This is a genomic window from Paenibacillus sp. 22594 (assembly GCF_052044425.1).
Lineage (GTDB): Bacteria > Bacillota > Bacilli > Paenibacillales > Paenibacillaceae > Paenibacillus_AQ.
In genome coordinates, this window is sequence record NZ_JBQENA010000001.1 from 669,494 (window position 1) to 692,062 (window position 22,569).

Annotated in this window: 26 protein-coding genes; all 26 read right to left on the minus strand. The window is 46.2% G+C overall.

All coding sequences use genetic code 11. The features are described from left to right. Positions 1-21: 21 nt before the first annotated feature. Entirely contained in the window at positions 22-903 is an 882-nt protein-coding gene (locus ACTJKB_RS02865; RefSeq protein WP_440831713.1) for a MinD/ParA family protein, read from the minus strand. After that, a complete protein-coding gene (gene flhF / locus ACTJKB_RS02870; RefSeq protein ID WP_440831714.1) occupies positions 900-2,321 on the minus strand; it encodes a flagellar biosynthesis protein FlhF in 1,422 nt (473 codons plus the stop codon). The genes ACTJKB_RS02865 and flhF overlap by 4 nt, the downstream gene beginning before the upstream one ends. Continuing rightward, positions 2,318-4,351 (minus strand): flagellar biosynthesis protein FlhA, encoded by a 2,034-nt coding sequence (gene flhA / locus ACTJKB_RS02875; protein ID WP_440831715.1) that lies wholly within the window; start codon positions 4,349-4,351, stop codon positions 2,318-2,320. The genes flhF and flhA overlap by 4 nt, the downstream gene beginning before the upstream one ends. 21 nt (positions 4,352-4,372) lie before the next feature. Continuing rightward, on the minus strand, positions 4,373-5,467 hold the full coding sequence (flhB, locus tag ACTJKB_RS02880; RefSeq protein WP_440831716.1) for a flagellar biosynthesis protein FlhB: 1,095 nt from the start codon (positions 5,465-5,467) through the stop codon (positions 4,373-4,375). 21 nt (positions 5,468-5,488) lie between these two features. Further along, entirely contained in the window at positions 5,489-6,274 is a 786-nt protein-coding gene (gene fliR, locus ACTJKB_RS02885) for a flagellar biosynthetic protein FliR (protein WP_440831717.1), read from the minus strand. A gap of 10 nt (positions 6,275-6,284) precedes the next feature. Further along, the gene (fliQ, locus tag ACTJKB_RS02890) at positions 6,285-6,554 is read right to left on the minus strand and encodes a flagellar biosynthesis protein FliQ (protein WP_074088117.1); all 270 of its coding nucleotides are present in this window, start codon (positions 6,552-6,554) and stop codon (positions 6,285-6,287) included. A gap of 22 nt (positions 6,555-6,576) precedes the next feature. After that, positions 6,577-7,341 carry a flagellar type III secretion system pore protein FliP gene (gene fliP / locus ACTJKB_RS02895; RefSeq protein ID WP_440831718.1) on the minus strand — a complete coding sequence of 255 codons (765 nt, stop codon included), beginning with the start codon at positions 7,339-7,341 and terminating at the stop codon, positions 6,577-6,579. Then, entirely contained in the window at positions 7,338-7,868 is a 531-nt protein-coding gene (locus tag ACTJKB_RS02900; RefSeq protein WP_440831719.1) for a flagellar biosynthetic protein FliO, read from the minus strand. Before ACTJKB_RS02900 ends, fliP begins: the two co-directional genes overlap by 4 nt. Positions 7,869-7,877: 9 nt before the next feature. Then, positions 7,878-8,243: a response regulator gene (locus ACTJKB_RS02905; RefSeq protein WP_019910416.1), complete on the minus strand. Its 366-nt coding sequence runs from the start codon at positions 8,241-8,243 to the stop codon at positions 7,878-7,880. 27 nt (positions 8,244-8,270) lie between these two features. Further along, positions 8,271-9,566, minus strand: coding sequence for a flagellar motor switch phosphatase FliY (fliY, locus tag ACTJKB_RS02910; protein ID WP_440831720.1), 1,296 nt, complete (start codon positions 9,564-9,566; stop codon positions 8,271-8,273). Beyond that, entirely contained in the window at positions 9,556-10,554 is a 999-nt protein-coding gene (fliM, locus tag ACTJKB_RS02915; RefSeq protein WP_074088109.1) for a flagellar motor switch protein FliM, read from the minus strand. Before fliM ends, fliY begins: the two co-directional genes overlap by 11 nt. Positions 10,555-10,598: 44 nt before the next feature. Further along, on the minus strand, positions 10,599-11,066 hold the full coding sequence (locus ACTJKB_RS02920; protein ID WP_440831721.1) for a flagellar basal body-associated FliL family protein: 468 nt from the start codon (positions 11,064-11,066) through the stop codon (positions 10,599-10,601). Beyond that, positions 11,063-11,287 (minus strand): flagellar FlbD family protein, encoded by a 225-nt coding sequence (locus tag ACTJKB_RS02925; RefSeq protein WP_074088105.1) that lies wholly within the window; start codon positions 11,285-11,287, stop codon positions 11,063-11,065. Before ACTJKB_RS02925 ends, ACTJKB_RS02920 begins: the two co-directional genes overlap by 4 nt. 121 nt (positions 11,288-11,408) lie before the next feature. Continuing rightward, a complete protein-coding gene (flgG, locus tag ACTJKB_RS02930) occupies positions 11,409-12,227 on the minus strand; it encodes a flagellar basal body rod protein FlgG (protein WP_440831722.1) in 819 nt (272 codons plus the stop codon). Positions 12,228-12,343: 116 nt separating this feature from the next. Next, positions 12,344-12,727 carry a TIGR02530 family flagellar biosynthesis protein gene (locus ACTJKB_RS02935; protein ID WP_440831723.1) on the minus strand — a complete coding sequence of 128 codons (384 nt, stop codon included), beginning with the start codon at positions 12,725-12,727 and terminating at the stop codon, positions 12,344-12,346. Beyond that, a complete protein-coding gene (gene flgD / locus ACTJKB_RS02940) occupies positions 12,724-13,209 on the minus strand; it encodes a flagellar hook assembly protein FlgD (protein WP_440831724.1) in 486 nt (161 codons plus the stop codon). The genes ACTJKB_RS02935 and flgD overlap by 4 nt, the downstream gene beginning before the upstream one ends. Positions 13,210-13,233: 24 nt before the next feature. Beyond that, complete coding sequence (locus ACTJKB_RS02945) at positions 13,234-14,772, minus strand: flagellar hook-length control protein FliK (RefSeq protein ID WP_440831725.1); 1,539 nt, start codon at positions 14,770-14,772, stop codon at positions 13,234-13,236. 25 nt (positions 14,773-14,797) lie between these two features. Beyond that, positions 14,798-15,745, minus strand: a complete 948-nt coding sequence (locus ACTJKB_RS02950) for a MotE family protein (protein WP_440831726.1) — start codon at positions 15,743-15,745, stop codon at positions 14,798-14,800. An 18-nt stretch (positions 15,746-15,763) separates the two neighbouring features. Further along, positions 15,764-16,207, minus strand: coding sequence for a flagellar export protein FliJ (fliJ, locus tag ACTJKB_RS02955; RefSeq protein ID WP_440831727.1), 444 nt, complete (start codon positions 16,205-16,207; stop codon positions 15,764-15,766). A gap of 6 nt (positions 16,208-16,213) precedes the next feature. After that, positions 16,214-17,539 (minus strand): flagellar protein export ATPase FliI, encoded by a 1,326-nt coding sequence (fliI, locus tag ACTJKB_RS02960; RefSeq protein WP_074088096.1) that lies wholly within the window; start codon positions 17,537-17,539, stop codon positions 16,214-16,216. Then, positions 17,520-18,371, minus strand: coding sequence for a FliH/SctL family protein (locus ACTJKB_RS02965; RefSeq protein ID WP_440831728.1), 852 nt, complete (start codon positions 18,369-18,371; stop codon positions 17,520-17,522). The genes fliI and ACTJKB_RS02965 overlap by 20 nt, the downstream gene beginning before the upstream one ends. After that, positions 18,364-19,380, minus strand: coding sequence for a flagellar motor switch protein FliG (gene fliG / locus ACTJKB_RS02970; protein ID WP_074088093.1), 1,017 nt, complete (start codon positions 19,378-19,380; stop codon positions 18,364-18,366). The genes ACTJKB_RS02965 and fliG overlap by 8 nt, the downstream gene beginning before the upstream one ends. Positions 19,381-19,384: 4 nt before the next feature. After that, positions 19,385-20,974: a flagellar basal-body MS-ring/collar protein FliF gene (gene fliF, locus ACTJKB_RS02975; RefSeq protein ID WP_440831729.1), complete on the minus strand. Its 1,590-nt coding sequence runs from the start codon at positions 20,972-20,974 to the stop codon at positions 19,385-19,387. A 34-nt stretch (positions 20,975-21,008) separates the two neighbouring features. Then, positions 21,009-21,317 (minus strand): flagellar hook-basal body complex protein FliE, encoded by a 309-nt coding sequence (fliE, locus tag ACTJKB_RS02980; RefSeq protein ID WP_440831730.1) that lies wholly within the window; start codon positions 21,315-21,317, stop codon positions 21,009-21,011. 33 nt (positions 21,318-21,350) lie between these two features. Next, complete coding sequence (gene flgC / locus ACTJKB_RS02985) at positions 21,351-21,800, minus strand: flagellar basal body rod protein FlgC (RefSeq protein ID WP_440831731.1); 450 nt, start codon at positions 21,798-21,800, stop codon at positions 21,351-21,353. Positions 21,801-21,806: 6 nt separating this feature from the next. Beyond that, positions 21,807-22,214, minus strand: coding sequence for a flagellar basal body rod protein FlgB (flgB, locus tag ACTJKB_RS02990; protein WP_440831732.1), 408 nt, complete (start codon positions 22,212-22,214; stop codon positions 21,807-21,809). Between the last annotated feature and the right edge of the window lie 355 nt (positions 22,215-22,569).

Genomic DNA, 22,569 nt, shown 5'->3' on the forward strand with positions numbered 1-22,569 from the left:
TGTTCCTCAAATTCAGAACAATTAATGTTTTCGCTTCAACCACCTGCTGATAAATCCCTTGATGCCTTGTACTTTAGTGGTGTCTGCCGAATCTGCGGCCAAATAGCTTAGCGCAAGCCGCTGTACATCTTTGGCTGCCGCACTGTTCGGAAAAGCCACTGAGAATGGAATTTGCTTTTTCACTGCCTGTACCACATGACTATCACTGCTGATAAATCCAAGAAAAGTAATTTCCAGCTGCAAGAAACGACTGGCTGCCATACGAATTTTGTCGCTGGTTCCAGTTGCCTCTCTCTCATCCCCTGCCTGATTGACTATCAGCTTGAATGAAACATCAGGATATGAGTTGTTCACTACCTTAATCAGTGCATAAGCATCAGTTATTGCAGTAGGCTCAGGTGTAGTCACCACTAGGCAGTCATCTGCTGAGGTAATAAATTTCATCGTCTCTTTAGAGAGTCCGGCTCCTGTATCAAACAGAATATAATCCATCGAGTCTGCAATCCCGGCAATCTGGTCTGTAAAATAGTTCAAATCCGCCTCGGAGAGCGAAAAAAGCTCATCCATTCCCGAGCCGCCTGCGATAAAAGGAAGCCCACCGGGGCCTTTCTGAATGATCTGACTGATGTCCGCTTCTCTTTTCAGTAAATGATAGAGATTATATCTGGCAGACACCCCCATAAGCACATCTATATTGGCCATACCAATATCGGCATCGAACAAAAGCACCCTCTTGCCCATCGCTTTAAGTGCGAGCGCGAAATTCAAGGTGAAATTCGATTTTCCGACACCACCCTTACCACTGCAAACGGTGATAATCCGGGCTGATGTCCCTTCACCGGATGATCGTTTGGGTTCCTGGCTGGAAACAAGCTGTCTCAGGGATTGCGCCTGATCCATCATACGCCTCCTGTTCCCAAAATCATCCCGCTGATCTGCTCTTTGGTAGCCAACAGCAGATCATCAGGAACATTCTGACCGTTGGTAATATATGAAAGCTTAAGCGGGAAATCATTTAAAACATTGAAGAGCGGGCCAAAGGTCCCAGTTTCATCAAGCTTGGTAAAGATGACTTTATCCAGCTGATAACGGCCGAAATGCTCGGCAATTTTCTTCATATCGCGGCTTTTTGATGTAAGACTGAGCACCAAAAAAGTTTCACTCTTAAGCTCTCTGGCCAGCAGACTCTGAAGTTCTGCAACCAGCATTTCGTTACGGTAATTACGGCCTGCTGTGTCCATTAATACCAGATCGCAGCCTTCCAAACGGAACAATGCCCTCTGCAGATCACCCGGTGACTGAACAACTTCTAGAGGCATATTCAATATAGCCGCATAGGTACGAAGCTGCTCAACTGCTGAAATACGATACGTATCGGAGGTTATCAAACCCACCTTACGCCCTTGCTTGAAAAGCTGCTCTGCAGCTAGCTTGGCAATCGTAGTTGTCTTTCCCACACCTGTAGGTCCGGCAATATAGACAATCCGTGTATCAGGTGCTATTCCGTTTGCAATGCGTCCGGACAAAAATCCTTCCACCTGAGTTTCAAGCATTTCAGCGAACTGTTGCGGAAGCCAAGTACGGCCTTCCTCACTCCATTGCTCAAAAATATTACTGATCCACTCATCTACCAGAACGACATCTGTCTCCTGTTCAATCAGATGATCCCTCAGTTGCTCCAACTGTTCTGGAAGCTCAACAGCGCCTGAAGAATACCGGGCGATCCGCTCCATCCACTGTTTCATATCGCGAATTTCCTTGAGCACATCACCCTCCAAGCCAGTTGATGTAGCTACAGCAGTCCCCTTACCCCTAGCCTCATCTATTGATGACATGCTGGGATAATTGCCAATAGGTAGAGCAGTTTGAGGTTCAATGAAATCTTCATCCTCTTCATCATCAACGGCTGGAAGCACTGCCACAGCCCCTCTATTCTCTGATGCATCAGACAAGGCAGCGGCGATCTCGGCAAATGCCCGTTTCGCCGCTGCCTCGTTCGCCGAGGAGGATGCCAAAGCCACAGATTCAGTTGCACCACCAGCTGCTGGTGCAGATGAAGCTGCAGCAGCTTTCTGATATGCTTGGGGAACTGCGCTTCGCGGAATGCTCTGAGGAGCGGCCGGTTTTTTTTCAGATGCACCCGACTTTTGGGCGTCCTCAACAGCCGCGACAACCTCGATCTTTTTCTTTTTGAACATTCCCATGAAACCGCCAACTTTGACCTCTTTGGTACTTAGGATGACGGCGTCACTTCCCAGCTCGGTGCGGATGGAATGCATGGCGTCAGGCATCGTATCGACCACATAACGCTTCACTCTCATAGATTCACCACCCCAACGCTTTGAATTTCAATATTAGGCTCCAGTTCACTGTAAGATAATACTGGAATGTCCTGCATTGTCCGCTCAATCACTTGACGTAAATACATCCGTATCGTTGGTGAAGTCAGCACGATAGGCTGCTGTCCGGATTGAAGAAGACGGTTAATTTGCTCTGTGAGACGCTGGTACACCGTCTGTGTCGAGACTGGATCCAGCGCAAGATAGCTGCCCTGTTCCGTCTGCTGCACACTTTCCGAAATTTTCTTTTCCAGATTGGGTCCGACTGTGATGACCCGCAGCGTCTCTCCAGCCTGGGAGAATTGTTGGGTAATTTGTCTGGACAACGATTGACGGACATACTCAGTCAGAATATCAGGATCTTTGGTATAGGTACCATAATCAGCCAATGTTTCGAAAATAGTTACCAAATCGCGGATTGATATTTTCTCACGCAGCAGCTTGCCTAGCACCTTCTGTACATCTCCAATAGCCAAAACAGAAGGAATCAGCTCATCCACAAGTACTGGATAATTCTCGCGAAGATTGTCAACCAGCTGTTTGGTCTCCTGTCGTCCAAGCAGTTCGTGCCCATAACGTTTAATAAGCTCAGTCAAATGAGTGGCCACTACAGAAGGGGGATCAACTACCGTATATCCCGATAATTCCGCCCTTTCCTTGACAGACTCGTCAATCCACAACGCTGGCAAACCAAATGACGGTTCCACTGTCTCGATGCCATGAATCGACTCATCATCATACCCAGGACTCATAGCCAGATAGTGATTAAGTAATAATTCACCACCGCCAACGTTATTTCCTTTAATTTTTATAACATATTCATTCGGTTTTAGTTGAATATTGTCGCGAATGCGAATTACAGGAACAACCAGTCCCATCTCTAAGGCACATTGCCGCCTGATCATGATAATCCGGTCAAGCAAATCGCCACCTTGCCCTGTATCTGCCAGAGGAATAAGCCCGTATCCAAACTCAAATTCAATCGGATCTACAGTGAGTAAATTGATTACACTTTCCGGACTGCGTACTTCCTCAATCTGTTTTTCTTCAACCAGCTGTTCTTCTGCAATTTGCTTCTGATTGGCTTTCTGGCTCATACTATAAGCTGCATATCCCATTAAGCCAGCCAGCGGCAGTGTAGACATCACGGTAATAGGTGTGAAGAATCCCAGAAAAGCAATGGTTACGGCAACAATGTACAAAAGCTTAGGATAAGATAGGAGCTGACCCGTCAAATCCTCTGCCAGATTGCCTTCAGAGGCCGCGCGGGTAACAATCAGACCCGAGGCAGTAGAGATAAGCAGTGCGGGAATCTGGCTGACCAGACCATCACCGATCGTAAGTACAGAGTATGTCGATAGTGCATCCTTAAAAGGAAGCCCGTGAATAGATACTCCGATAATAAACCCGCCGATCAGGTTGATCAGCAGGATAATTATACTGGCGATAGCATCACCCTTAACGAATTTGCTCGCACCATCCATTGCCCCGAAGAAGTCCGCTTCACGTTCAACATTACGTCTGCGCTCCCGGGCTTGCTGTTCATTAATCATCCCCGCATTCAAATCAGCATCGATACTCATCTGTTTACCGGGCATTGCATCGAGTGTAAAGCGGGCTCCTACCTCAGCAACCCGTTCTGAACCCTTAGTGATAACTATGAACTGAACTACCACCAGAATAAGGAAGACAACAAAACCTATTGCAATTTGTCCCCGGGCAATCCAACTTCCGAACGTGGCTACTACTTCACCTGCATGACCACTGGAAAGAATCAGTTTGGTCGTAGAAATGTTCAGCGCAAGCCGGAATAATGTTGTGATCAACAGCAGCGAGGGAAAAATCGAGAACTGCAGCGGATCCTTTGTGTTCATTGCTACTAAGATGATGGTTAAGGCAATTGATATATTGACAATTAGCAGAACATCCAGAAGCCAAGCCGGGATGGGCAGAATCATCATAAGCACAATACCGATAACACCCAGTAGAACCGTTAGATCTCTAGCTTTCAATGTCCGTGAACCTCCCCCGACTTATCTCCTTTTACCTTTAAGCTTGTATACATAAGCGAGTACTTCCGCAACCGCCTGGAACAGGTCTGCAGGAACTACATCACCAATCTCCGCTCTTTGAAACAACGCCCGCGCGAGCGGTTTGTTCTCCATAGTCATAACACCATGCTCTTTGGCCAATTCACGGATTCGAAGCGCTACATAATCCTGGCCTTTAGCAATAATCTGCGGAGCTTCCATTTTTGAACCGTCGTATTTCAAAGCGACTGCAAAGTGCGTAGGATTGGTAATAATAACATCCGCTTTGGGTACCTCTTGCATCATGCGCTGCATAGCCATTCTTCGCTGGCGCTCCCTGATCTTGCCTTTAATGATGGGATCGCCTTCCATTTTTTTGTACTCATCCTTGATGTCCTGCTTTGACATCTTCAGGCTCTTTTCGTGCTCATATTTCTGGTAGATATAATCAAGAGCCGCCATGATTAACAGAGCCGCTCCAATTTTGATGCCGAGGCTCATTACGAGCTTGGCAGCGAACTGATAAACGCCTTCCGCATTGACATGAGACAATGCTGCGAAGCTCTCCTTTTGTCCCCAAAGAGTGCTGTAGACCAAATAAGCAATCAGCATGAGTTTGAAGATGGATTTCAAAAACTCCACAAAGGAGCGCATGGAGAAAATATTCTTGAAACCTTTTATCGGATTGATTTTGCTGAATTTGGGTGTAATCCCTTCCCCTGTTGCCATAAAACCAACCTGGGCCAAATTTGCCACCAGAGCCAGTACAAAGGTAATGCCCAGCAAAGGAGCTAATAAAATCAGGATCTGAATGCCATAATGATTGAACATCTCAGATACATTTTCCAGAGTCACTTCCATCATCATCCGGTTCTGAAAAACATCTGTATACAGTGTGATGAACCGTTCTTTCATGAAGCCGCCGAACAAAGACAAGGTTAACAATGCAGATAAAAGTACAACTGCACCAGACAGTTCTGCACTTTTGGCCACCTGACCCTTTTTACGGGCGTCCTGCCGTTTCTTCGGGGTAGCTTTTTCCGTCTTGTCTCCCCCAAAATGCTGAAGATTAAGCTTATAACGTCTCGTCTTCGGCATAGCTCTCCCCCTTACAGCCACCTAAGGACTCTTCCCTATCAGGCCCAGCAGATTGTGCATGGACTCAAACATAATGTCGAAGAGATTCTGGAACAGCATAGCCAGACCCGGCATCAGAATAAGAAGCAGCGCAAGGCCAATAATAATTTTGAGAGGCACCCCAATGACGAATACATTGTATTGTGGTGCAGTTCTAGCCAGAAATGCCAGCCCCACATCTGTAAGAAATAAAGCCGTTACTAAAGGTGCTGACATTTGGAAAGCCAAAATAAAGGATTGTGCAAAAGTACGGACAAAAAACTCCGAAAGACTTCCATCTATCATTTTAATAAACAGATCATTATCTATCGGCACCCATTTGTAACTGTATACGATCGCATCCAACAAGTAGTGATGACCATTCATACTGAGGAACATCAGCAAGGCAATCATATACTTGAAGTTACCGATAATCGGTGCGGACGCTCCAGTCATAGGATCAATTACATTCGCAATCCCGAATCCAATCTGAATATCAATGAATGAACCGGCGGTTTGAATCGCCATAAACATCAAATACCCAATAAAACCCAGCAATAATCCGATTAAAGCTTCCCGGGCAATCAACAAAATATAAGTAAGATCCTGCGGCACGGTAATTCCTGTTCCTCCTGAGCTAAAGACAACCAATGCTACAAAAAAAGAAAGCCCAATTTTGAAGGTGGCTGGCACACTTTGAGAAGAAAACACCGGTACTACAACAAAAAAAGCTGAAATTCGACAAAAAATCAACAGAAAGACGGGAAAACTCTGCAGCAAGGTCTCCATACTCATCAAATTAACCGATGTACATATTGAGATTGCCCAAAATTTGGCTGGTGAAATCCACCAGTTTCGTGATAATCCACGGTCCGAACAAGAGCAGAGCAAGCAGCACCGCAACAATTTTGGGAACAAACGCTAAGGTCTGCTCCTGAATTTGCGTTGTTGCTTGAAAAATACTGACAATCAGTCCTACCACCAGACCAAGAATCAGCATGGGAGCACTGGTTTCGAGCACCAAATATACGGCTTGGCCGGCTAGACCGATAATAAAGTCCGCATTCATCCCTTATGCCTCCTCTTGAATCTCAGGTGTTAAAACTTAACAGCAGTGATTTAACGACTAAGTACCACCCGTCTACCAGTACAAAGAGCATTATTTTGAATGGCAATGAAATCATTACCGGAGGTAGCATCATCATCCCCATAGCCATCAGGGTGCTGGCTACCACAATATCTATAATTAAAAAAGGTATAAAAATCATAAATCCCATGGTAAAAGCTTTTTTCATCTCTCCGATGGCAAAGGCAGGCACGATCACCGTCAATGGAATGTCGCTGTATGTCGCAGGCTTAACCGAAGCATTGTTGCCGGTATAATTCATGAATAACAACAAATCCTTGGTGTTGGTCTGTTTGAACATAAACTCCTTCATTGGATCTGCTGCTTTGTTAAGCGCCTCGGTCTGGGTAATTGTTCCCTTCATGTACGGTTGCAGTGCCGTCTCATTCACCGTTGCAAGCGTCGGTGACATGATAAATAGAGTTAAAAACAATGCCAATCCCACAAGTACCTGGTTGGGAGGCATCTGCTGTGTACCGAGTGAGGTTCTGACAAATCCGAGAACGATGACAATCCGGGTAAAACTGGTCATCAGGATAAGAAAAGCAGGAGCAACACTCAGAACCGTAGTGAGCAGCAAAATAGATATAGAACTCGTACCACCGGTTGACCCCTGATTATCACCGACCTGAATACTAATATTAGGTATAGGATCGGCATGAGTAGTGTGCAGGAACATAACGCTGAATACAGTGAGCAGCAAAAATGAAAATATTAGCTTTTTTTTCATAAATCCCTCGACTCATCCTTGAGTACATCATCACGAAGCAACTCTTCCATTTTCCCCTTACGTTCAGGTGCCAACGCAAGTTTGGATTGCAGTGTCTCGTAAAATGAGGATGTTTCACTAAGTTCAATTTCCTGTGATGTTACTTCTCCACGGAATTTGGCTCTTATCTTGGCCATGAGCGGCGCAAGAAAGTTATTCTGTCCTGAAGTTTGATCCTCAAATGCCGAAATGATCAACGCTACCTCAGCCGGGTCGGTGATTTTATCCATCATGGATATATTCTCACCGACCCCGATCAGATAGAGGCTGCCTCCGAGCTCAATAATTTGTATGGACTTGTTAGGTCCAAGACCCAAAGCGCCTAGTGTACGGATGGAACGCCCACTCATCAGAGTCTGATTACGGCGTCCAAGAAAACGGATAAGCAGCACTATGAGCACAACAATTACCGCAAGGACAAAAATAACATTTAATAAATTCAGCAGATTGTTACCTGTTCCCAGATGCGGCTCTACAGTGACTGGCATAATTTCTTATTACACACCCAGTGTTTTGTTAATCGCTTCAATAACACGGTCTGCCTGGAAAGGTTTCACAATAAAGTCCTTGGCACCCGCTTGGATTGCATCAATAACCATAGCCTGCTGACCCATGGCAGAACACATGATGACTTTGGCGTTGGCATCTACTTTTTTGATTTCTTTAAGGGCGGCAATTCCGTCCATTTCAGGCATGGTGATATCCATCGTGATCAAATCCGGGCGCAGTTCCTTGAATTTCTCAATAGCCTGTGACCCGTCCTGGGCTTCACCCACAACCTCAAATCCGTTTTTCGACAAAATGTCACGGATCATCATTCTCATAAATGCTGCATCGTCCACGATTAGAATTCGGTTAGCCATTTTTACAAAATCCTCCCTAAGTATGCTTTATTGTAATTTTTGAATTCGGTCCCACTGGCTGACGATATCCGTAACGCGAACTCCGAAGTTTTCGTCGATAACTACGACTTCCCCTTTGGCAATAAGCTTGTTGTTAACCAGGATGTCCACAGGTTCACCAGCGAGTTTGTCCAACTCAATGATTGAGCCTTGCGACATTTCCAGAATATCTTTGATCTGCTTCTGGGTCCTTCCTAATTCTACGGTTACTCTCAGTGGTATGTCCATCAATAAATTTAAATTATTTTCATCAATATTTCCAAAGGCACCGGAGCTTAAGTTGGCAAACTGCACCGGTTGTACATTTACATTGCGGTTAGGAGCGGGCTGCTGGGGCGGAGCCTGCTGGTACGGCATACCTTGAGGTGGCATTCCATAAGGCGGCATCCCATATGCTGGCATTCCTGCTGGAGGATAATAATACCCTCCCTCCGGCGTTCCCGGATAAGGCGGCATACCCTGAGGAGGATATGGCGGTGGAACTGCTCCAGGCTGCACTGGAGGGGCTTGCTGCACCGGAGGGGCTGCTGGAGGTTCCGGTGCTGCTGCTGGCTTAGGCGGGGCCTCCACCGCTGCTGCTGCCGTCTCTTGTTCCGATTGCGAAACATCTCCCAGAAGCATAGTCACCATATCTTTGGCGAATTGCACCGGGAGCAGCTGCATAATGGTGGAATCAATCAGATCCCCAATCTTGAGCCGGAATGAAATCTGTATGAGTGTCTCATCATCCGGAAGACTGCCAACGCCTTCTCCGCTGGACATATTCAAAATGTCGATACCCGGAGGGGAAATATTCACGAAGCGATTGAAGATAGTCGACATGGATGTAGCCGAAGAACCCATCATTTGGTTCATTGCTTCCTGGACTGCGCTGATGTGAATTTCATTCAGCTCTTCATCCTTTGGATCCCCTTCACCACCAAGCATCAGATCAGCGATAACCTGTGCATCCCTGATTTTAATGACTAATGAATTGATGCCCTGAAAACCATCTACATATTGTACATGTACAGCAACATGAGGTTTTGGAAAAGCCTCTTCGAACTCTCCGCGTGTGATAATAGATACTTCAGGGGTAGTGATATCTACTTTCTTGCCCAGCAGGGTGGACAGCGCAGTAGCTGCACTCCCGAATGTAATATTCCCGATCTCTCCCAGTGCGTCCTGTTCAAAGGGTGTCAAGTAATCATCCACCGTCTTCGTCGAGGGAGCTAGCGATCCTTCCGCAGACTGTCTGAGCAGAGCATCTATTTCTTCTTGGGACAAATAATCTTTACTCGTCAAAATCTTCAACTCCTTCGCTGACTATCTCGTCTATTTGCACAGCTACACGCTCTTTAATCATCCCAGGACTTCCGATGAATTTCAGCTTGTCCCCCACCTTGATTGACAGTCCTGAATCCACAGTCCTGTTGAGAGAAATCACGTCGCCGACGCTGAGCCCGAGAAATTCAGCAATGGATAGACTCGATTCACCCAACTCCGCCACAATCGGCAGCTGCGCTCTATGAACTCTAGCCCGGATTGCCTCAAGCTCAACTTCATCACGCGCCTTTTTTTCAGAAACAAACCATTGGTGTACCGACAGCCTGGACATGATAGGTTCAAGAACAACGTGAGGTATACACAGGTTGATCATCCCTGTTGTATCGCCAATTTTGGTACTTAAGGAAATAAGTGCAATGGTCTCATTGGGCGATACGATTTGCATGAATTGAGGATTTGTCTCCAAAGCCTCCATGCGGGGATTGATATCAAGCACTGTCTTCCAGGCTTCCTGCAGGCTTTCAAAGCATCTGCTGAAAATCCTCTCCATTATAGTGGTTTCAATTTCAGTCAAAGCATTGATCTTGGAAGGTGCCGTACCAAAGCCGCCTAGCAGTCTATCCAGCATGGCAAAGGCTATATTCGGATGCACTTCCATGACCATGCGGCCTTCGAGCGGTTCAGCTTCAAAAATATTTAAGATCGTCATTTTCGGAATGGAGCGGATAAACTCATCATAAGGGAGCTGCTCTACTTGAACGACATTGATCTGTACGAAGGTGCGCAATTGGGCCGAAAAGTACGTCGTAAGATAGCGGGCAAAGTTATCGTGTATCCGGGTTAAGCTTCGGATATGGTCCTTTGAGAAACGTACAGCCCGTTTGAAATCGTAAGAGCGGATTTTTTTCTGGGTTTCTTCTTTTTTTAGTTCGTCAGCATCCATTTCACCGGATGATAGAGCGGCAAGCAGAGCATCAATTTCGTTTTGTGATAGTACATCAACCAATTCAATCACCCCCCTATCAAAGAATAATCCTTCAGCAGCTACAGCTACATGGAAGTCAAAATGAATTTAATGAATTCGATCTGGGTTATAGTACCTTCGGTCAAATTCTTATTAATTATATTCACCAGCTTGCTGCTGAATTGATCCTTGCCGCTAGCCCCATTTAGTTCCTCAGGCTTGGCATCGGCAATCGCCTTGATAATTAGCGGCGTGATTTTAATAGCTTTTATCTTTTCGAATTCTTCCTTGGACGTCGCTGAATCCAGTTGGAACGCGATGTCTACTGAAAGGATATAATCGGGATCGGCAAGATTAGTTTTGATGTCGGTGATTTGTGCGGTCAATTCGACAATCTCATCAGCGCTGAGTTTTTTGGTCTCAACCTTCTGGACTGCCGTATTCACGTCGTTCGAATCACTCGGAAAGATCTTATCCATAAGTAAAAATGCAGCTACTACGATAAGAGTTATTGCTAATAAAATTGTAATGAGCCACGGCAGCATCTTTTTCATGAAAGCTCCTCCATTGACTGGACTTTAATGGTGGCAGCATATGTGCCAATGTCCCTGTTATACTCACGGATCTTACGGATGACTTCATCAGCCTTTTCCAGCACGATTAGCCTTTTTCCAGTTACGAGTGTAATATACGTATCCGGACTTTCTTCTACCATTTCTACCAACAAAGCATTTAAAAACATTGGTGTACCATTCAATCTGGTTACCGAAATCATAACAGGCCTCCTAACAAAAAATAGGGGGAGGAGTTCCTCCCCCACGACTTCGCAATAACCTTTGCACCAGATGGCGAAACGTTACTATTATACAGCTAGTTTTTGATTATGGCCCTTCAAATTAACGCTTCAGGTTCACGACTTCCTGCAACACTTCATCGGAGGTCGTAATAATGCGGGAGTTGGCCTGGAACCCACGCTGGGAAACGATCATTTCCGTAAACTCACTGGTTAGATCCACATTGGACATTTCCAGTTGTCCGGACACAATGGCTCCCGTTCCATCTGCGGTATTGTTAGCTGTAGTTGGAGTAATCACACCTTCGGCATTTGCATTCATCGTCATGCGGTAGAGATTACCACCGATTTTCTCCAGACCTTGCGGATTAGTTACTTTGGCTACACCAATCTGCGCACCCGCCTGAATAGTACCATCTGACATTGTCATCATAATTGTACCATCAGACCCAATAGTGAAGGCTGTGGCTTCTGCATCCAACTGAATAGGAGTACCGCCAGTATCAACTACATGCAGACCGTCAGAGGTAATCAAGTTACCGTTGGTGTCTACGTGGAAGTCGCCTGCGCGGGTAAGGAAAGGTGTTTCCTGATCTTCGGAGAGCTTAACCAGGAAAAATCCATCACCATCAATACGCAGGTCTGTCGGATTATTAGTTGTCATGGGACTTCCTTGCATATGCATGTTGTCAATAGAACCTATGCTGACTCCAAGACCGATTTGCTTAGCATTTACGCCCCCTTGTCCGCCTTCCACAGGAGCAGAAACCCCCGATACCGTCTGGCTCATAATATCTTTGAACATGACGCGGCTGGATTTAAAACCGACCGTGTTCACATTCGCAATATTGTTACCAATAACGTCCAGCTTAGCCTGGAAACCACGCATTCCCGAAACCCCTGAGTACATAGACTTTAACATAATTTATCTTCCTCCCGGATTATAGAGTTCTTAGACTCCCAATTGGTGTGAATTCGAGCTATGGCCACGTCAGTCGATCGGTGGCCATTCCGGCTCTCCAGTAAGGACCGGCCGGTTTAAGAAATGATAACTGCACTATCAATTTGCGTGAATACATTGTCCTTCATGGAACTTCCATCCATAGCAGTCACTACCGTTCGGTTGGCCACACTAACTATTAAAGCCATGTCTTTCATTAATATAAGTGATTCTTTGCTGCCTTTGGCGGCTGCCTTATCGACTGCGGACGAGATCTGATCCAATTGGCGGCTGCCAAGCTCAATTCCTCTTTGTTCCAACCGTTTAGCTGCATGATTGCTGAACTTCAGCATATTCTTCTGCAGCACACTTTCAAATGAAACTTCAGAATTCACAGTGTTCTTAGCGTTCGCTGGCCGCTGAAGCGTTGTAGGGTGCACACTGGTTGGATACAGTTGGCCTATTGTAAGTCTGTCGCTCATGATGTCGCCCCGCCATCTGTAGAACCGGTATTGTCAGCCGCATTCTCCACTGGCGTTACAGGATTCTTAATTTGAGTCACGTCCGTCAATGCAACTCTATCTTTGCCTACAACAGCGTACTGAACGCCACTGCTGACTACTATAGACTCTACATTTCCTGATTTCGGCTGCTCCGTTGTTGAATCCGTCCAAGTGATATCCTTGCCAATCAGACCAGACACTGCACCAAGGGACTGATTCATCGCTGTCATTTGTGTTGAAATATTCATTAGTTGTTCTACAGACGAGAATTGGGCCATCTGGGCAATAAATTCCTTATCCTCCATCGGCTGCATAGGGTCCTGGTTCTGAAGCTGCGTAATGAGAATCTTCAGGAACTGGTCCTTTCCGAGTGTTGAATTACCAGTAGCTTTTTTCGAGCTGTCTGGTACTGAATAATTCCATTGATCCTTTGTTGAAATAGGATTAGTGGATGATGCCATTCTTTTTCACCTCGCTTGTCTGTGTTATACCTTGGCTGAGAAACCTCCGCCCTGTGAGCGGTTTTCCTGTTGCGTGTTTGCAACCCATTCTTTCCATTCATCATTCAGTTCAGCTGCAAGCACGGCATCACCAATTTCCTCCGTTCGTTCCTTGGAACGTCTCTCCTGCTGCTGACCGTTAGAACCGGTTCCACGCCCCTGCTGACTACCATTAAATTGAGACTGCAAAGGTGTGTTGTTCTGAGTGACCTCTAATTTCTCAACTTGAAGCCCTTGGGATTGCAGTGCTGATCTCAACTGGCTCATTTGCTGTTCAAGCATATCTTTGGCACCCGTATGCTGCGTTAAGAACTGGGCTACCAAATGGCCGTTTTGCATGGTGATCTTTACATCCACTTGTCCAAGATTCTCCGGAAACAACGTAATCGAAGCTTCAGCCACTCCGCCCTTCTTGACAATCTCCAGTTTGCCAGTAATAAACGAAGTCATCTCTTGTGCGAACTGGTGGACCGGAACCGGTGGTTTCTCTGCCTTAAGTGGTGCGGTAATTCCTCCCCGCAAGGATAGCTGCCCTGCAGTTACGACCTCATTATTTTCTTCAGCCGGCTTTGCACCAGATACCGATTCTTCTACTTCTCCGATTTTGGATGCTTCTGCTGATCCAGCCGTTTTGGCAAGAGGTGTAGCCAAGACATCAACTGTATTCTCTTCCGTTGCAGTTACAGCAGGAGTAGAAGCTGTATTGTCAGTTTTAACTGTTGCCGTTTGTATTGTACGGAGGTCTGTAAAAACAGGAGCTTTCGCTTTAGAATATGCTTTGGATTCCGTTTCGGACAATGGTGTCAAAACAACTGGCGAGGTTTCTGTGCTGACTGCTGTTTTAGCCGGCTTAACTTTAGCATCTGGAATCTGCGTTTCTGCCAGGATTGCTGTGAAATTGTTCAACACTGCAATACCCTCGGAGGCTAACTTCTCATCTCCTCCAACAGCAGATTGCTGGATCAGGCTAACCAGGCTGTTAAGCTCATCTTGAACAGCAAACCGCAAAGTCTCCGGGTTCTGCGCTAGTGGGGATAGAGCTGCAGTAGAGCTGCTCTCAGCTTCTGCATCGACTTTTCCATTAGGAGTACTACCAGACAACAAAGCCGATACCTGGAGCAACCAACCTTGTAGTGCTGCCATCAAAGCAGGATCACTGCTGATACTGTCATCCAGCTTCTCTACATCTTCTGCAAGTACTTGCATCTGCTTAGCACTATTCGCTGCTGTATCATCTGTACCTGTTTCTTTACCAGCTGCTTGTACGGCGTTCATAAGACCTTGCAGCAAGGAAGCCAAATTCCCCAAAGCTGCAGGCACTGACGTTTCTTTGGTCTGTGCTCCACCCATGCTCTGAACAAGAGTTTGCGCAAAAGGCAGAACTGGTGCTGTTCCACCGGCAGCAGCTGTCCCACCGGCAGAAGCTGTTCCACCAGCAGCAGCTGTTCCCGCGTTTGCAGCTGTTGGAGTTCCGCTAGACGCGGCAGTGTTGCCGCCACTCATTGATTGAACGACTAAACTCATTCTTTTTCACCTCCTCTCAAGTGGATCATTTGCCGCCCATCAGGCGGTTAACGACCTTAGCGGTCTGAGTGCTATTTTTCTTAGTCATCTCCCCAAGAATGGAGGACCGGACACTGTCACTTACCGTGTTAAGAATCGTGATTACTTTATCAGGGCTAATGGTATACATTGACCCTAGCAGCGAAGCAGCATCTGCAGCAGGCATTGTAGTAAAGGTCTGACTCAGTTTCTCTTTATCCAGGTTAGCTGATGTTGTGGCCGTCGTTGTAGCCGCCGCATCCTGCTTCAGTCTGGATTGAAGGGCTGCAATAGCCATATCGGTTGAATTCGTAGTTTCTTTTAGCTTCACGGATACATCCGCTGCTTTTTTGGGATCCATTTTTTCTAAAATCGCCGTTTTGCTCGTATTATTCATTACACTGAAGATTTGCACCATTTCATCCGTGGTTAAATTCTCCATGATTGGAGCAGCTTTGGAAGCTTTCATTCCTGCATACAGCTTGGCCAGCTCAGTCACCTGCTTCACATAGGGATCTTCTGATTCCCCTGTGCTTGCTTCCGCAGCCGCAGCTTCGTCTTTCATGCTGTCAATCTGTTTTTGCAGTGCTTCTGTCTTGGCAACCTGATCCGTCTTGTCTTCATTAGCCTTCTTGAGCTGCTCCGCCTGAGCTGCCAACTGGCTTTTCAGTTCCTTAATCGTGGTTGCCGAGCTCGCAGCCTGTTCTTTCACTTGCTTCTGTGGATCTGCTTCCGTGCCCTCTTCAGTCGTTGGCTCTGGATCAGGAACCCACTTCTCCACAACAGGAATCTTATTCGCAATCGAAAGCACATCTTGGCGGATATCCATATTGAACAGGGTCAACAATACTCCAAGCAGCACAAGCGTAAAAATAATCGGTATCATTAAAAATAAAAACCGTTCAAATTTACTCGCTGACCCTTCGTTATCAAATTCCATATCATTATTAGCCACTAGCGGAAACCTCCTGGGTTAGAGGGATTTCATCGCGAAGCGGACGGTAGCCATCTCATCCAGTTCGTTTTGTTCCCGTAAAGTCATGTTCTGCTGAAAAGCGGTCTGTGCTTTGTCTTTGGCCTTCAGCCACACCTTTTCATCCAGAACCTTCGTGCTGAGGTGGTCCTGCTTATGCTGAACTTCAACATGCGCACGGCTGATATCTGAATGCTTCCGGGCTATGCAATGATCCAGGTAATCCACATAATCCTGCATTTCCCGGAGCTTAGATAAGGGCGTTCTTTGTTCAGCTTCTTGCTGAAGTGACTGCATTAGCTCCCGCCGTTGCTGAATCAAGTCTTCAAGACTTTTCTCCTGGGCCTGCAGTTCTCCGAGCGCGCTTGAGAGCAACCACTCTGCCTGTGTTTTTTCATTTGCTTTCAAGTCCACAACTTTTTGAAAAGTATAATGGAATCTCACTATCAATCAACTCCTTGAGAACTGAGAAATTAAAGACTCTTGGACTTCGGCTAACGTGACCTTCTCATTCACCTTCTGCTTGGTGAAATTCCAAATGCTGTCGATATAGTGCATTGACTCGTCAATTTGGGCATTGGAGCCTCTCTGATAGGCACCGATGTTAATTAAATCCTCTGAATCCTTATACACAGCCATAAGCCGTTTTACATTCTCGGCTGCAGCGATTTGTTCCTCGGGAGCAATATCCTTCATCACTCGGCTGATACTTGAGAGTACATCTATGGCTGGGAAGTGACCCTTATTGGCGATATTCCGGTTTAGCACAATATGACCATCCAGAATCCCTCTAACTGCGTCAGCAATAGGCTCATTCATATCGTCACCGTCTACAAGAACTGTGTAAAATGCGGTGATCGATCCCGAAGGTCCCGTTCCGGCTCTTTCAAGCAGCTTAGGCAAGCTTGCGAATACTGAAGGTGTATAGCCTCTCATCGCAGGCGGTTCACCAACTGCCAGTCCAACCTCACGCTGTGCCATGGCATATCGTGTGACCGAATCCATCATCAGCATGACATTTAAGCCGCGGTCACGAAAATATTCAGCTATCGTGGTGGCGATAAGGGCACCCTTGATGCGGATAAGTGCGGGCTGGTCAGAGGTAGCGACAACAACGACTGAGCGCTGAAGACCTTCTGGTCCAAGATCGCGTTCAATGAAATCCAGCACCTCTCTGCCCCGTTCTCCAATCAAGGCAATCACGTTCACGTCTGCTGACGTATTGCGTGCAATCATACCCATTAGTGTGCTCTTGCCGACCCCTGATCCCGCAAAGATACCCACCCGCTGGCCTTTACCTATGGTAAGCAACCCGTCGATCGCTCTAACCCCAATACTTATGGGTTCATGAACCCGGGGGCGGTTTAATGGATTCGATGGAATGTTGAATGTTGAGCTGTGTGGCATTCGTGCCGGAATAAGTGAACCATCAAGCGGCTGTCCCAAACCGTCAAGCACCTTGCCAAGCAGCTCAGAACCCACCTGTACACTTAGCGGTTTGCCTGTTCCTACCACATCACAGCCTGGTCCGATGGCTTGCAGCTCACCGAGCGGCATCAGCAGCACCTTGTTGTCGCGAAAGCCAACAACTTCAGCCTGTAGCGGCTTGTTCCCTTTGGCCGGGTAAATGTAGCATACATCACCTATGCTGGCATCCGGCCCTTCCGACTCGACCATTAGTCCAATCACCTGGGTGACTTTCCCGTTGATTCTGACAGGGTCAAAATTCCGCAATTGCTCCTTATACCGTCCGCTGTCAAGCATCCTCTTCCCCATTTCTGTTCTCATCGGTATCCAGCGCTATTCGAATCAATTCTTTTTTGATTTCAGCAAGCTGCGTATCAATTCGTGCATCAATACTGCCAAAAGAAGAACGGATGACACAACCATGATCTCTAACGGTTGAATCAGGGAGTATTTGCAGTTCCGCCTGCGAATCAACCGCCATAGCCAATTCTTCCCTAGCTGCATTAACAAAGGAGAACTGCGCAGGTGAAACGCATAAGGAGATCAGCCCCTGCTCGCGTTTGCGGGCAAGATTCTTGCGGATCAGATCCATTGCGAATTGCGGCTCCACCGTCAGTTGCTTGTCCACAATTTTCTCAGCTATATCACAACTGAGCTCTACCAGAAAAGGCTCCGCCTCTTGAATAATTACTTCTTTGGCCCGGTAGGCATCTTGAAGGACTTGTCTTGCTTCCTCCATCATCTCTGCCAACTTACGCGACATTTCCTGATCAGCCTGTGCAAGCCCTTCCTGATAACCCTGCTGATATGCCTCAGATTTGACAGCCTCTACAAGATGCTCATCCTGCTCCCTGCGTTGCCGCCACCATTCTTCAGCCTCTGTCCGAGCCGATTCCACAATATTCTCCGCTTCCTGCGCTGCGTTTCTGACCTGTCCTTCGGCAAACTCCTGTGCATCCTTCAGCATTTGCTTACGGGCCTGTTCCGCCGCTTCCTTAGCAGAGTCCTGAACATGCACCTCACCTGTCGCTTCATCAGAACCAGTGGGCTCCTCATCCAGACCTACATGCTGTCTGGCTTGTTCCAGCCGTTTCAGTACATCAACCGGAACATATTGTGAATGTTTGATCAGCCTAGACAATGATGTCATCTCCTCCACCACGGGCGATGATTATTTCACCTGATTCTTCGAGTCTGCGGATCGTTCCTACGATGCGTGTCTGAGCTTCCTCGACATCACGCAGCCGTACCGGACCCATATATTCCATTTCCTCGCGGAAGGTTTCGGCCATGCGCTTGGACATGTTGCGGAAAATAACATCCCGTACTTCCTCGCTGGCCACCTTGAGAGCCAACTGCAAATCGGCATTTTCGATGTCGCGGATAATTCGCTGGATCGAACGATTGTCCACATTGACGATATCCTCGAACACGAACATCCGTTTTTTGATTTCTTCAGCAAGCTCTGGATCCTGAATCTCCAGTGAATCCAGAATCGTGCGCTCTGTCCCGCGGTCAACACCGTTCAGGATCTGCACGATCGATTCAATACCGCCTGCATTAGTGTAATCCTGCGTTACTGTAGCGGATAGCTTTTGCTCCAGCACCCGCTCAATTTGTGTGACAACCTCAGGAGAGGTGCTATCCATAATTGCAATTCTTCTGGCCACTTCAGCTTGCTTCTCCTGTGGAAGCGAAGACAGAATGGATGCTGCCTGTTCAAATTGCAGATAAGACAATACAAGTGCTATCGTCTGTACATTTTCATTCTGGATAAAGTTCAGGATTTGGTTTGGATCAGCCTTACGGGCAAAATCGAACGGCCGTACCTGAAGTGTTGCCGTCAGGCGGTTGATAACCTCCATCGCCTTGGTCGAGCCAAGCGCTTTTTCCAAAATTTCTTTAGCGTAATTGATACCGCCTTGCGATATATATTCCTGAGCGAGACAGATTTGATGAAACTCAGCCATAATGGATTCTTTTTCCGAACTGTCTACCTTACGGACATTGGCGATTTCCAGAGTCAGCTGTTCGATCTCCTCGTCCCTCAGATGTTTGAATATTTGCGCCGATACCTCGGGCCCAAGTGTGATAAGCAGGATAGCCGCCTTTTGACGGCCGCTAAGCACCTGCTGAGCGGCTTTTGCCATTATTTCACCTCTGTTCGTCTGCTAGCCATGTACGCAGCAGATTTACGAATTCATCCGGTTTCTTCTTCGCCAGACTTTCCAGTTGCTTACGAACCTGACTTTCGTTCGTCACACTCTCCATATTAATTGATGGGAATTCGGTAGGAATCTGAAGCGGAATATCTTCTTCCACTTCTTCTTCTGCCTTCTTCTTACGGCTGCGGTAGATAAGGAACCCGCCTCCTGCACCAACTAGTAAAGCCGCTGCGGCAATAGCCCAAATCATCCACGTTGCAAGTCCGCCTGCAGCTGCGTTAGCATCCGTACTTCCGAATTGTTGGGAATATACCGAAACTTTTTTAGCTAAGTCTGCGTCTGTATAAGTGACACCAGAATCAGCCAGAGACGCCCGAACGATATTCACCAAAATATTCTGAATGGCTGCCGAAGTAGTGGCATCCAAAGTTGTTTGTCCTGTAGGTGGTTCAACCGCAACATTTATGGTTAAATCTTTAACAGAATATGGACTTGCAATAATATCCTTAGTGATATGGTTCACTTCAAAGTTTCTTGTCTCCGAAGACTCCTCAGATGAAGAATTTCCTGAACCTGTATCCGCTGGATAACCCGCGACATCTTGAGAGCCTGTACCTGCAACCCCTCCGGTAGTGTTTCCCTTACCTGAATAGGAATTGCTGATAATCTGCGAGCTGATCTCAATCCCTTTCATATTCTCCGTATCTACCGGCGTTACCAGTTTCTCCTGTCTGTTCTCCTTATCAAAATTCAATTGGGAGAAGACTAGAACATCAACTTTATCCGGACCCGTGAGCGTACTAAGGAACTGCTTTACATTCTTTTTAACTTCCTCTTCAAATTTCTTTTTGAGAGTGAAATTTTCTTCAACCTGACTAGAAACTCCCGCTTGCCCGCCTTTAGCCGTTGGCATTAATTCGACTTCATTATTGGCAATCGTAATGTTGTCAATTGGCAGGTTTGGCACAGCAGTCTTCACAAGGTTGAAGTAACCATCGATATTTTCCTGTGAAGGTCTAAATCCAGGGTCAAAGCTAAGGACTACGGAAGCAGAAGCCTGCTCTTGATCCTCCTGTGAGGCAAAAACGGTTTCTTTGGGCAGATTGATCAGAACCTTGGCATCCTTTATACCCTGCATTCTTCTCATTAGCTGCTCTACTTCACCATTCAAAGCATTGTTGTACTTCACATTAAACTCGCTGTCAGTTGTACCAATCATCGACGAAGATTCGTCAAAAACCTTATATCCGATCGAACCCCCCTGCACAATCCCCTGCGATCCAATGTCCACTTTGATCCGGGCGGCATCTGTACTTGGGACGGAGATGCTTTTACCATCAGGACTCAGGCGATATGAAACCCCAGCTGTGTCCAGGTAACTCATTACTCCGGCTGAATCGGTACTATCTAAATCTTGAAAAGCCACTTCGTATTCCGTCTTCGATAATTGCATCGATAAAACTACGATTATGATTATGATGATAAACAGCGTGGAAAAAAATAATATTTTCTGTTTACCGCTGAATCTGTTCCAATACTGGGTGATTTTTTCCCGGTACTGGGCAAATCTTTCATTCACAGTGTCACCCCATCCGAAACTAAGCTAGGATTATTTAGATTTGAGTTCTCATAATTTCCTGATAGGCTTCAATCACTTTGTTCCGGACTTGTGTAGTCAACTGCAAACTCAGCAATGCCTGTTGGGAAGAAATCATTGTTTCATCAACGTTGACTTCACCCAGGACGAATTTGTTATTCATATCTTTTGCCTGCTGTTCTTGACCTGCTACCTGATCCAAAGCATTCTGCAAATAAGAACTAAAGCTCTGGCCTGAACCTTCAACGGTTGTTGACTCAGCAGCTGGGGTTTTCATAGCTAACGGCTTGATTGCCTGCGCCCCGATACTCAAATTTTGTATCAACTGTTTCCCTCCTGATGTGTTTTATATTTTATTTTACCGCCCGATTTCGAGCGCTTTGCTTACCATGGATTTGGATGCATTCAGCATCGTGAGGTTAGCTTCATAGGATCGAGTCGAAGACAGCATATCCACCATTTCTTTGGCAATATCCACGTTTGGCATATACACATATCCATCGGCATCCGCATCCGGATGACTTGGATTGTACACAGGCTTCAGCGGTGATGAATCTTCGATGATGGACTGTACCTTAACCCCTTGGCTTCCACCGCTGCTCATCTTCGACTGCAAGATATTGGAGAAACTGTCATTCTGGGTTGTTTCAAGTACAACCATTTTTCGCCGGTAAGGCACGGCTTTGCCATCAACCACAGAGGCTCTTGTTGTCTCTGCATTTGCAATGTTAGAGGAAATCACATCCATTCTTAGCCGCTGGGCGGTTAATGCTGAAGCGCTGATCCCAAAGCTGCTACCAAAGTTCATTTCTCATTATCTCCCTTCAACCACTGTACGCATCATTGTAATCTGGCTGTTCAGCTGCTCTACATATGCATTGTATCTGAGCTGATTCTCAGCACTTAACGCCTGCTCACGATCCATATCCACATTATTGTCGTTATTGTTCATTGAAGTTGTTTCATCTGTACTGACTACTGCTGCTGGTACTATAGTACCTGTTCCAAATTGGAAGTGCCGGGAATCTGTCACCTTCGCATTAAGTGTTGACTTAAGTCCACTCTCCTGTTGCTGTAAAAAACTCTCAAAATTGACATCAGAGCGTTTAAAATTAGGAGTGTCAACGTTAGCGACATTATTAGCCAGAACACTTTGTCGTTTGGTGGCGGCATCTATGCCTCCCTGTAATCTTTGAAAACTGACACTGTTCAATAAACCCAATGGAAATCCCCCTTCCAAAAGCTTTGTGATGAAAAGAATTCCACAAACTCCTTACGAATTCCTGCTTGATTCGACAAAAAAAGCTAAAAATCTTCCACACTTGCCGAATATAGGTCGAAAGTTGTCGATGGACAAAAATAATGTCAATCTCATATACATTGATTCTCTTAGAATTTGTATATTATTACAATAAGAAATAAGCCCTATCTTTTCTGAAAAGAGAGGGCTTATAGCATGTTTTTTCTATTTATTTACTTTTCAACGCCATGATATGACTCTTTTTAACATATAATTACATAAATGCCCCCGATTAAGGGGGCTTTTTGTATATAGCTAATTCCAAATACCTAAATTT